The sequence below is a fragment of the Nocardia inohanensis NBRC 100128 genome, assembly GCF_001612945.1.
GTDB classification, from domain to species: Bacteria; Actinomycetota; Actinomycetes; order Mycobacteriales; family Mycobacteriaceae; genus Nocardia; species Nocardia inohanensis.
This window is the reverse complement of record NZ_BDBK01000007.1, coordinates 1-10,881: the sequence shown is the minus strand read 5'-3', so window position 1 is coordinate 10,881 and position 10,881 is coordinate 1. Positions and strand designations below refer to the sequence as shown.

The 10,881-nt window shown below is 67.2% G+C and carries 10 protein-coding genes; 3 read left to right on the top strand and 7 right to left on the bottom strand.

Annotated elements, in window-relative coordinates; all coding sequences use genetic code 11:
* Positions 1 to 52: 52 nt before the first annotated feature.
* Complete coding sequence (locus NI1_RS14165; RefSeq protein WP_245663217.1) at positions 53 to 667, bottom strand: TetR/AcrR family transcriptional regulator; 615 nt, start codon at positions 665 to 667, stop codon at positions 53 to 55.
* 139 nt (positions 668 to 806) lie between these two features.
* Between NI1_RS14165 and NI1_RS14160 the strand changes: the two genes are divergently transcribed.
* Positions 807 to 2,873 (top strand): neutral/alkaline ceramidase, encoded by a 2,067-nt coding sequence (locus NI1_RS14160; RefSeq protein ID WP_245663216.1) that lies wholly within the window; start codon positions 807 to 809, stop codon positions 2,871 to 2,873.
* Positions 2,874 to 2,875: 2 nt separating this feature from the next.
* Here the strand turns inward: NI1_RS14160 and NI1_RS14155 are convergent, their stop codons facing one another.
* The gene (locus NI1_RS14155; RefSeq protein WP_067819795.1) at positions 2,876 to 3,115 is read right to left on the bottom strand and encodes a DUF2530 domain-containing protein; all 240 of its coding nucleotides are present in this window, start codon (positions 3,113 to 3,115) and stop codon (positions 2,876 to 2,878) included.
* A 194-nt stretch (positions 3,116 to 3,309) separates the two neighbouring features.
* Here NI1_RS14155 and NI1_RS14150 point away from each other — a divergent pair, with 194 nt between their 5' ends.
* Entirely contained in the window at positions 3,310 to 3,747 is a 438-nt protein-coding gene (locus NI1_RS14150) for a MarR family winged helix-turn-helix transcriptional regulator (RefSeq protein ID WP_067819792.1), read from the top strand.
* 104 nt (positions 3,748 to 3,851) lie between these two features.
* On the opposite strand, the gene NI1_RS14145 is transcribed toward NI1_RS14150, so the two are convergent.
* The 5 genes from NI1_RS14145 to pdxH all read right to left on the bottom strand — a co-directional run bounded on the left by NI1_RS14145 (position 3,852) and on the right by pdxH (position 9,636).
* On the bottom strand, positions 3,852 to 4,250 hold the full coding sequence (locus NI1_RS14145; RefSeq protein WP_067819789.1) for a YccF domain-containing protein: 399 nt from the start codon (positions 4,248 to 4,250) through the stop codon (positions 3,852 to 3,854).
* A 125-nt stretch (positions 4,251 to 4,375) separates the two neighbouring features.
* A complete protein-coding gene (locus tag NI1_RS14140; protein ID WP_067819786.1) occupies positions 4,376 to 5,587 on the bottom strand; it encodes a GNAT family N-acetyltransferase in 1,212 nt (403 codons plus the stop codon).
* 330 nt (positions 5,588 to 5,917) lie between these two features.
* The gene (locus NI1_RS14135) at positions 5,918 to 7,231 is read right to left on the bottom strand and encodes a citrate synthase (protein WP_084523192.1); all 1,314 of its coding nucleotides are present in this window, start codon (positions 7,229 to 7,231) and stop codon (positions 5,918 to 5,920) included.
* Positions 7,232 to 7,490: 259 nt separating this feature from the next.
* Positions 7,491 to 8,771, bottom strand: coding sequence for an MFS transporter (locus NI1_RS14130; RefSeq protein ID WP_067819782.1), 1,281 nt, complete (start codon positions 8,769 to 8,771; stop codon positions 7,491 to 7,493).
* Positions 8,772 to 8,910: 139 nt separating this feature from the next.
* Positions 8,911 to 9,636 carry a pyridoxamine 5'-phosphate oxidase gene (pdxH, locus tag NI1_RS14125; protein ID WP_067819779.1) on the bottom strand — a complete coding sequence of 242 codons (726 nt, stop codon included), beginning with the start codon at positions 9,634 to 9,636 and terminating at the stop codon, positions 8,911 to 8,913.
* 100 nt (positions 9,637 to 9,736) lie between these two features.
* On the opposite strand from pdxH, the gene NI1_RS14120 reads away from it, so the two are divergent.
* Complete coding sequence (locus NI1_RS14120) at positions 9,737 to 10,879, top strand: citrate synthase 2 (protein ID WP_067819778.1); 1,143 nt, start codon at positions 9,737 to 9,739, stop codon at positions 10,877 to 10,879.
* The last annotated feature ends 2 nt before the right edge of the window (positions 10,880 to 10,881 follow it).

The window sequence follows — 10,881 nt, the reverse complement described above, 5'->3', positions numbered from 1 at the left end:
CCCGCCGCACGGTCTGTGCGGCGGGCGCGAATGGTATTGGGGTGGAAGGGTTTCAGGCGGAGTGCGAGACGATCATCCCGGCTAGCACATCCAGCTGCTCGCGCACCGCGGCGCTGTCGTTGTCGACCAGCCAGCGCAGCACGATCCCGTCGATGGCGGCCAGCATGAACCGGCTCAGCGTGGCGACGGAGACATTCCACTGGGTGCCGGTGGCTTCGCGCGCATGCTCGATGATGTCGGCGACGGTGGAGTCGTTGAACTTGTACTGTTCGCGCGCGATTGCGAGTTTTGCCGGAGTTTGTTCGCCTTCGCGAAGTGCGTAGGTGGTTGTTTCGTAGGTGAGTAGTTGACGTTCGGGAGTGGCTTCGATGTTGAGCCACATGAGTTCCAGTCCAGCGCGCACCAATTTCTGAAGCGCTTCTTTTCCGGTTCCGACGTCTTGCCATACCGCTTCGTTGGCATCGACGGAATCTCGCAATTCCATCGAGAGGGCCTTGACCAGCTCTGTCATGAGTTGGTCCTTGTTTTCGAAACAGTAATGAACCACACCGAGCGAAACACCGGCAGCTTGCGCGACATCGCGCGTGGTAACTCCTGCCACGCCCTTTTTTTCGGCAAGGCCGATGGCGGCCTCGATAAGGTGGGCCCGTCGTTCTTCGACGCTCAATCGGGAGGACACTCCGCAGAGTTAAGCGTCCATTGCGCGTGCAGTCAATTCGCCCGCTCGGAAAGTTCGCTTGCCGAGTCTGGCCTGGACGAACGTCCAGTTCTGTGGTTCGCTGCTCATCAACAGTAGAGAGGCTCGAATGGCGATGTCGGACAACGTAACCACCGGGAAAACGACGGTTTCGCGCCGGACGGTGCTGGCCACCGCGGCGGCGGGCTCGGCCGCCTTCGCCGTCTCCGCACACCTGACGATGTCCGAAGGTGAGGCGCGGGCGGCGGGCGGCGATTACCGCATCGGGGTGGGGATCTCCGACATCACCGGCCCCGCAGCCGAATGCGGCATGATGGGCTACTCGCAATTCGGGCAGGACACCGCCGGAATTCACCTGCGCCCGCGCGCCCGCGCCTACATCATCGACAGCGGTGAACGGCGGATCGTCTACCTGGTGGCCGACAACGGGATGATCTTCCAGTCCGTGCACCGCGGCGTCATGCAGGAGCTGGCACGGCGTTTCGGCGACCGCTACACCGAGCAGAACGTGCTGCTCACCTCCACCCACTCGCACGCCACCTGCGGCGGCTCCAGCCACGACTATGCCTACAACCTCTCGATTCTCGGCTTCCAGCAGCAGGTCTACGACGCCGAGGTGAACGGCATCGTGGAGGCCATCGCCGCCGCCGACGCCGATCTCTCGCCCGGCACCCTGGAACTCGGGCGCGGGGAATTGCACGACGCCAGCGTGAATCGCTCCCGGGTCGCCTTCGAACGCAATCCCGATAGCGACAAACAGGTTTTCCCGGACGCGATCGATCCGGCGGTCACCGTGTTGTCGCTTCGCAAAGGCGGCAAAGAGGTCGGCCGGATCACCTGGTTCGCCACCCACAACACCTCGATGAGCAACAGCAACCGGCTCATCAGCGCCGACAACAAGGGTTATGCGTCGTTCGCCGCCGAACACGGTGAGCACGGCGTGCGATACCTCGACGGCGCGGATTTCATTGCCGCGTTCCCGCAGACCAATTCCGGTGATATGTCACCGAACTTGAACCTTCACCCGACCGACGGACCGACGCAGAACGAGTTCGACAACACCCGCATCATCGGCGAACGGCAATATCGCGCGGGCAAATCCGCACTGGCCGCCGCGCGCGCCATCAGCGGACCGGTGGACAGCCTGCTCTGCTACATCGACATCGCCGATATCGAGGTGGACGGGAAGTGGACGCCCAGCGGGCAGAACCGGCACACCGCCGCGGCCTGCGCGGGCGTCTCGCTCATCGCCGGCAGCACCGAGGACGGCCCGGGGCTGCCCGGCGTGCCGATTCCGGAGGGCGTGCGAAACCCGTTCGTGGACGCGCTCGGCGGGGCGAACGCGCCGGTGCCCGATTGGCTGGCGGACGCGCAGGCGCCCAAGGCGATCGTCGCCCCGCTGGGCATCATGCCGCCGGTGCCGTGGGTGCCGAGCGTGGTGCCGATCCAGCTGGTGCGGATCGGGGAGCTCTATCTGGCCTGTGGCGGTGCGGAATTCACCATCGTGTCGGGGCTGCGCATCCGCCGGGTGGTGGCGGCCGCGCTGGGCGTGCCGCTGGAGCAGGTGCTCATGCAGGGGTACGCGAACGCCTATCACGAGTACGTGGCGACGCCGGAGGAGTACGACGCGCAACAGTACGAGGGCGGGTCGACGCTCTACGGCCGCTATACACTGCCCGCCTATCAGCAGGAGTTCAACCGCCTGGCAACGGCTTTCGCGGCCCGGCAGACGGTGCCGCGCGGCCCCGCGCCGCGTGACGTCTCCAACCTCCAGCCCAATTTCGTCGCCGCGCCCGGTCCCGATGCGACCCTGCCCGGCACCACCTTCGGTGATGTGCTCACCCAGCCCGCGGCCGCGTACGCGCGCGGTGAGCAGGCACAGGCCGAATTCGTCTCGGCCCACCCGAAACACAACACCCGTCGCAACGGCACCTTCCTGGAAGTGCAGCGCCGGAACGGATCCGGCTGGCAGCGCGTCGCCAACGAAGGCGAATGGGATGTGAAGTTCTTCTGGAGCAAGCGCGGGACCGATGTCTCGGTGGCCCGCTTCACCTGGGACATTCCCGGCGATGCCGCCCCGGGCCGATACCGGTTCCAGCACTTCGCCGATCAGCTGACGGCCGACGGCGCGCTCATCCCCTTCACCGGCATCAGCGGCGAGTTCGACGTGCTCTGAAGCTAATCCAGGCCGAGCTGCGCGCCCTTGTCGCCGCGGCGCGCGCTGCGGCGCTGGATGGCGAAGATGGTGTAGCCGAGCAGGCCCACCGCCATGCCCATCAGGCAGATCGGGCGGGCGGTGGCCCAGGCGTCGTTCAGCCACACCACGATGGTGGCGACGAGGAACGCGAGGGAGCCGACGGCCAGCACCGGGCGCGGGTCGGTAAGGCGCGGCGGGATCTGGGGGACGGGCTGGGTCACGCGCTCCAGCCTAGAGCGCGGGCGCGGGGCATGCCCGGCGCGCGGCCCGGTGCCCGTTCCGCCGCGAACATTCGGCTTGCGTACCGGTAGGTTCGCGCACTGGTGGCGCGGGGGACGCCGCAGGTGGAGACCGTGCGGGCCGGACAACGCGAACACCCGACCCGTGCGCGAGGCGTCACGTATCGTTTGCCTCTGTGACAACGCCTTCCGATATTCGAGCGCTCGCCGGTGACCTCTCGCTGGCGGTGGTGCGCTTGACGCGACATTTGCGCGGTAGGCGCGCCGATGCCCAGATTTCGCTGACCCAGCTGTCGGCGCTCGCGACGCTCAATCGCGAAGGGTCGATGACGCCGGGCGCGCTCGCCGCCAAGGAGCGCGTCCAGCCGCCCTCCATGACCAGGGTCATCGCCTCGCTGTCGGAGATGAGCCTGGTGGAACGCAACCCGCACCCCACCGACGGGCGGCAGATCATCGTGTCGCTCTCCGACGCCGGCCGCGCCCTCATCGCCGACGAGAACCAGGCGCGTGAAGCCTGGATGACCGATCAGCTCTCGGGCCTGCGCGCCGAGCAGATCGCCGTCCTGGAAGAGGCCGTGGGCATCATGAAGCAGATCGTCGACGAATCGGAGTAATCCCACTCCCGGGACCCTCAGGGACAAGCCCCTGAAACCCATGGGATGGGCGCGGACACGATCCCGGGGCCGTTCGGGCAAGCCCTGAAACCCCATGGGCGGGACTAGGACCCGAAAGCCCGGTCGCTGGGGACGATCTCGCGGCCGAGGGGGAACAGCGAGATCGGGATCAGCTTCAGGTTGGCCCAGGCGAACGGGATTCCGATGATGGTGATGGCGAGCGCGATGCTGGTGAACAGATGCCCCAGCGCCAGCCACCAGCCCGCCACGACGATCCAGACGATATTGCCGAGCATGGACGGCACGCCCGCCCCGGGCTTCTCCACCGCCTCGCGTCCGAACGGCCACAGCACGAACGAGGCGATCCTGAAGGACGCGATGCCCCACGGGATCGTGATGATCAGGATGCAGCAGATCAGGCCCGCCACCACGTAGCCCAGCGCCATCCAGAATCCGACCAGGACGAACCACAGGACGTTCAGAATCAGCTGGATGGGTTTCATGGCTCCAGCATGCCAGCGCACCGGCCTGCCTGACCACCGGGAAAACCCTGATTCGCCGCCGCGGGAAAGGCCGGGCGGCGCCATCGCTGACACCGCCCGGCCCTGGTTTCCCTTGCAGGGGGAACTCAGAAGAACCAGCCGATCTGCGGTTCGCGTTCGGGAACGAACGCGGCGTCGAAGGCGCGCAGGACGTCTGGATCCTTGGCTTGGATTCTATTGGCGGCAGCGAAGACTCGCGCTCGATGCGCACCGAAGTACAGACTACCCAGCACATCGATTCCGAGCTCGATATCCGGTGTTCTGGTGGTCGATTCGCACTCCGGCACGCCGTCCCGGACCCGCAGCGCGAAGTTGCCGCCCGCATCGCGGAACGGATCCTCCACTGCCACAACCAGATCCAGGTCCGTCGCGTAGTCGCGCGCGCCGAGCGCGGCGGGCACGTCCATCAGCCGGGTCCACAGCCCGTCCCAGCGGCTGCCGGGCTTCACCAGTCGCGGGTCGGTCAGCAGGTAGGGGAGTGGATCGTCCGGGGCGATGTCCGCCTCCACCTTGCCGACCAGGTCCAAGCTCAGCAGCACCCGCCACAGCGCGATATGCGCCTCGGGGGTGACGGCGCGGAACTCCGTCACGATCGCGACGGCCTGATCGTTCTCCCGCCAGTCCCGGCGGTAGAGCGCATAGCCGTCGGGGTGGGTGAGCGCGAAAAGGCTTGTCGCACCGTGCCGATGCGCTTCGGAGTCGGTGAACATCAGGTTCCAGTCGGCCGCCGGCCGGACCTGTGCGCCGGGGATCAGCCGCCGCCAGCGGTCGTAGATCTCCTCCACGTGCGGGCGGGCCGCCGCCGGGGATTCCATTCGCACGCCGCCGGGATCCGGTGTGGTGGAGCGGAATACGGCTTTGGTGCGATCGATGGTGATGGACTGCACCACCATGCTGGGGCCGTAACCGAAGCGGCCGTAGATGGTGCCCTCGCTGGCGGTGAAGACGGTCAGCGGGAGACCCTCGTCCTCGACGCGCTGATGCAGCTCGGTGTAGAGCGAGCGCAGGATGCCGCGGCGCCGATGGGTCGGCGCGACCACCACGCCGGAGACGCCGCAGACCTCGGCGATGCGCTCGCCGGGAACGGTGAGGGTCATGTGCCGGTCGGCGGTGTGGCCGACGATGCGGCCGTCGTCGACGGCGACCAGGGCGCGGTCGATCGGGAAGATTTCCTTCTTGATGGGGATCTCTTCGGGAACGTTCCGGAAGCCGAAGCAGGTTTCGATAAGTTCGTTGATCTGCGGCCAGTCGTCCTCGGTGGCCGAACGGATCGTGACGCCATTCGGGGATGCCATCATCCGACGATGACAGGTCGGCGATCGCGCCGCATCCGAATATTTCCGATCGAAAAGAACACCCGGAGGCACCTGTCCTCCCCGCCGTGACAGGTGCCTCCGGGGCCTTCCCCCCAACTTCCCCCCGTTGCGGGGCCGGTGGTCGGCCTCGCAAGAAGAACAATGCCGGGCGCGGCCAACAAGACGCTTAAAGCTTTCTTGTAAACGAAAAACCCCGCCGCCACGATGTGGCGGCGGGGGTGGACGGGTGGGTTGGGCCGAGCCCCGCCGAAATGGCTCCGCCCGCACCGGAATCGGTGCGGGCGGAGCCGAAAACTATTGCGCGTCAGCGCATCAGCGGCCGCTGATGTCGTGGTAGTCGCGCTCACCGTAACCGGTGTAGATCTGGCGCGGACGGCCGATCTTCAGCGGCTCGGAGTGCATCTCACGCCAGTGCGCGATCCAGCCCGGCAGCCGGCCCATGGCGAACAGCACGGTGAACATGCGGGTCGGGAAGCCCATCGCGCGGTAGATGACGCCGGTGTAGAAGTCGACGTTCGGGTACAGGCGACGCTCGATGAAGTAGTCATCGGTGAGCGCGGCCTCTTCCAGCGCCTTGGCGATGTCGAGCAGCTGGTCGTCGCCGCCGATCTTGGCCAGGATGCTGTCGGCGACCTTCTTGACCAGGGTCGCGCGCGGGTCGTAGTTGCGGTAGACGCGGTGCCCGAAGCCCATCAGCTTCACGCCGTCTTCCTTGTTCTTGACCTTGCGGACGAACTCCTTGACGTCACCGCCATTGGCCTTGATCTCGTCCAGCATCTCCAGCACGGCCTGGTTGGCGCCGCCGTGCAGCGGGCCCCACAGCGCGTTGATGCCGCCGGACACCGAGGTGAACAGGTTGGCGTCGGAGGAGCCGACCAGGCGCACGGTCGAGGTGGAGCAGTTCTGCTCGTGATCGGCGTGCAGGATCAGCAGCATGTCCAGCGCCGCGGCGACCTCGGGGTCGACCTCGTACGGCTCGGCCGGGAAGCCGAAGGTCATCCGCAGGAAGTTCTCCACCAGCGACAGCGAGTTGTCCGGGTAGAGGAACGGCTGACCGACCGACTTCTTGTAGGCGTAGGCCGCGATGGTCGGCAGCTTGGCCAGCAGGCGGATGGTGGAGAGCTCGACCTGCTCGGGATCGCGCGGGTCCAGCGAATCCTGGTAGTAGGCCGAGAGCGCGTTCACCGCGGACGACAGCACCGGCATCGGGTGCGCGTTGCGCGGGAAGCCGTCGAAGAAGCGCTTCAGATCCTCGTGCAGCAGGGTGTGCCGGCGGATCCGGTTGGTGAAGTCGTCGAGCTGGGCCTGGGTCGGCAGCTCGCCGTAGATGAGGAGGTAGGAGACCTCGATGAAGGTCGACTTCCCGGCCAGCTGCTCGATCGGGTAACCGCGGTAGCGCAGGATGCCCGCTTCACCGTCGATGTAGGTGATGGCCGACTTGGTCGACGCGGTGTTCATGAAGCCGGGGTCGTAGGTCACGTACCCGGTGCTGGCGAGCAGCTTGCCCAGGTCGATTCCGTCATTGCCCTCGACGGCCTTGGCGACGGTCATCGGGTACTCGCCGCCGGGGTAGGTGAGTACCGGCTTGGCGTCGTCGTCGACGTTGATGATGTTCTCAGCGGGCACGGAAGGATCCCTCTCAGGCTTGAAACCGTAGGCACCGGACGCGGTGGCGCACGATGCGCTTGAGTCAACGCTAGCCGCTGGGCGTTACGCCCGACTAATGAGGGTCACCCTTTACTACCTCACAGTCACCCCGTTACGAGGTGAGGTGCGGTGCGGTCATGTGCTATCGGCATGAACGCGCCGCGCCCCCGGAATGATCGACGCGGCAGGCTCCCGGATGAGCGGCCTTCGGTGAATGTCGAACTGCCCGTAGGACGGGTCAGGCCGCGACCACCGAATGCGCACGCGCGACCCGGTAGCGCACGAAGGCGGGGAAGATCAGCGCGGAGATCACCATGCCGATCACGACCAGTACGCCACCCCCGGCGGCGGCCGCCGCGGTACCCACCGCCGCCGCCGCGAAACCGTGCGCAACATCACCGATGCGTGGTCCACCCGCCACGACGACGATGAATACGCCCTGGAGGCGGCCGCGCATCTCGTCGGTGGCCACCGATTGCAGCATGGTGGTGCGCAGCGCGGCGGAGAACATGTCGACCGCGCCGCCGAATGCCAGGCAGGAGAAGGCGATCCAGAGGGCGACGGTGGTGCTGAGGGTGTGGCCGGCCGCGCCGACCGCCAGGCCGAAGCCGATCATGCCGATGCCCCACAGCACGATGAGGATCACCACGGCCAGGCCCTGGCGGCGAATGCGGGAGAGCCAGCCGGAGAAGACGCCGCCCAGCACCGCGCCGACCGACATGGCGGCGAAGAGCAGGCCCAGGGCGGTGCCGCCGTCATTGCCGCCGGGGAAGGTGTCGTGCGCGATCTCGGGGAACAGGGCGCGGGGCATGCCGAAGACCATGGCGACCACGTCTACGGCGAAGGAGGCCAGCAGGATTCGCTGGGTGGCCAGGTAGACGAAGCCGTCGGCGACCTCGCGCAGGCCGGCGCGGCGGGCGGTGCCGGTGGGCGGGATGGGCGGGAGTTTCCAAGTGGCCCACAGGGTTGCGAGCAGGGCGACGGCATCGAGGAGATAGAGGGTGGACAGGCCGGCGACCGGGATCAGCATGCCCGCCACCACGGGGCCCGCGATCGCGCCGAACTGCATGACCGTCATGGCGAGCGAATTGGCCGCGGGCAGTTGGTCTTCGGGCAGCAGGCGCGGGTAGATCGCGCTGCGGGCGGGCTGGTTGACCGCGAAACAGGCTTGCTGGACGGCGAAGAGGCCGAGCACCAGCCAGACATTGTTCAGGCCCGCGGCGGCCTGGGCCCAGAAGGCCAGGGCGGTGAGGCCGGTGCCGGCGCTGGTGATGAGCAGCAGTTTGCGGCGGTCCATCACATCGGCGAGGGCGCCGCCCCAGAGACCGAAGATGATCAGGGGGATGAGGCCGAAGAGTCCGGCGAGGCCGACATAGCCGGAGCTGTGGGTGATGTCGTACAGCTGCTTGGGCACGGCTACGACCGACAGCTGCGCTCCGATGACGGTGACGACGCCGGTGGTCCACAGGCGGCGATAGTCGGGGTTCCGGAGCGGAGTTATATCGGCGAGCACTTTCACCGGCGTGAGATTAACGCCACGAATTGCCTGGCGGCAGTCATTTACCGGTGATTCATCCCACGACTCGAACTATTGCGATCAAGCTCGAAAGGCAACTCTCAGGGGCTTCGCCTCTGACCCCGGCAGCGGGAACGCCTGATCAGGGTTGCAGGCGTTCGACTTTCATGGCGCTGACGTTGGTGTCGCCCGCCTCCAAGGTGACGCGCAGGCGGTTGTGCATGCGGCTGCGGCGGCCCTGCCAGAACTCGAGGGTCTCGGGCTGGAGCAGGAAACCGCCCCAGAACGGCGGCACCGGGATCGCGTCCACACCTTCGAAACGCGCGGTGACCTCGGTCAATTGTTGGTCCAGCTGGACGCGGGAGGCGATCGGCCGGGATTGCCGGGAGGCCCATGCGCCCAATTGCGAACCGCGCGGCCGCGATCGCCAGTAGACCTCGGTGAGCTCGGGCGCGACCCGCCGCACCGGACCGCGCGCGGTGACCTGGCGGCCCAGCGCGGGCCAGACGAAGGTGGCCGACGCGTACGGGGTTTCGGTCAGCGCCCGCCCCTTGAACGATTCGTAATTCGTGTAAAAAGTCACACCCTCGGGGGAGAGACCCTTGCACAGCACGGTGCGGGTGGCCGGGCGCGGCCCGGAATCGGTGAGCTCCACCGTCGCCAGCACCATGGCGTTCGGATCGGTGACCCCGGCGCTGGTGGCGTGTTCGATCCAATTGCGCAGCAAGGGCTCCCAGCCGTCGGCCAGCCAGCTCTCGTCAAGGTCGGTTTCCAGGCCCGGATGATTGTCACCCTGGTCCACCCCGTACTCCACCCGCATGGCGGCGATATCGAGCTCGGAAGTGGCGAATTTCTCCTGGTCAACCATGGACCAGACGTTACTCCGCAGTAATGCGCGCGTTAAGGTCTAGGAGATCGGCGAGGCTGCCCAGAGATCGGGCGGCCCGATTTGCAAGGAGAGTCACTACATGACTGCCAGCGCTGCGGTTCCCAGCTCAGTCGTCCCAGTCGACTTCGTCAGCGGTCTCGAAGGCGTGGTCGCCTTCACCACCGATATCGCCGAACCGGACAAGGACGGCGGCGCGCTGCGGTACCGCGGCGTCGACATCGAGGATCTGGTCGGCAACCGCGTCACCTTCGGCGACGTCTGGGCCCTGCTCGTGGACGGTGAATTTGGTCGCGGCCTGCCGCCCGCCGAACCCTTCCCGCTGCCCATCCACACCGGCGACGTCCGCGTCGACGTGCAGGCCGGGCTCGCCATGCTCGCCCCCATCTGGGGTTACCAGCCGCTGCTGGACATCGACGACGACACCGCCCGCGAGAACCTCGCGCGCGCCTCGGTGATGGCGCTGTCCTATGTCGCGCAGTCCGCGCGCGGCATCTACCAGCCGGCCGTGCCGCAGCAGAAGATCGACGAGTCGGCCACCATTACCGAGCGGTTCATGACCCGCTGGAAGGGTGACCCGGACCCGCGCCACACCGAGGCCATCGACGCCTACTGGGTGTCCGCGGCCGAGCACGGCATGAACGCCTCCACCTTCACCGCGCGTGTGATCGCCTCCACCGGCGCGGATGTGGCGGCCTCGCTCTCCGGTGCGATCGGCGCCATGTCCGGCCCGCTGCACGGCGGCGCGCCCGCCCGCGTGCTCCCGATGATCGAAGCCGTCGAAAAGACCGGTGACGCACGGGCTCTGGTCAAGGGCATCCTGGACCGCAAAGAGAAGCTGATGGGCTTCGGCCACCGCGTCTACCGCGCCCAGGATCCGCGCGCCAAGGTGCTGCGCGAGACCGCCAAGCGCCTCGACGCCCCGCGCTACGAAGTGGCCGCGGCGCTGGAACAGGCCGCCCTCGCCGAACTCCGCGAGCGCCGCCCCGACCGCGCCATCGAGACCAACGTCGAATTCTGGGCCGCCGTGATCCTCGACTTCGCCGAGGTCCCCGCCCATATGATGCCCGCCATGTTCACCTGTGGCCGCACCGCCGGCTGGTGCGCGCACATCCTCGAACAGAAGAAGCTCGGCAAGCTGGTGCGCCCCGCCGCCATCTACACCGGCCCGGCCCCCCGCCTGCCCGAGACCGTCACCGGCTGGGAAACCGTGGTCCGCAAGTAATC

Excerpts from the sequence above, each read along its gene's own strand:
- NI1_RS14160 (WP_245663216.1), top strand. The coding sequence starts at position 807 with ATGGCGATGTCGGACAACGTAACCACCGGGAAAACGACGGTTTCGCGC.
- NI1_RS14145 (WP_067819789.1), bottom strand. The coding sequence starts at position 4,250 with ATGAAACCCATCCAGCTGATTCTGAACGTCCTGTGGTTCGTCCTGGTC.
- NI1_RS14140 (WP_067819786.1), bottom strand. The coding sequence starts at position 5,587 with ATGATGGCATCCCCGAATGGCGTCACGATCCGTTCGGCCACCGAGGAC.
- pdxH (WP_067819779.1), bottom strand. The coding sequence starts at position 9,636 with ATGGTTGACCAGGAGAAATTCGCCACTTCCGAGCTCGATATCGCCGCC.
- NI1_RS14120 (WP_067819778.1), top strand. The coding sequence starts at position 9,737 with ATGACTGCCAGCGCTGCGGTTCCCAGCTCAGTCGTCCCAGTCGACTTC.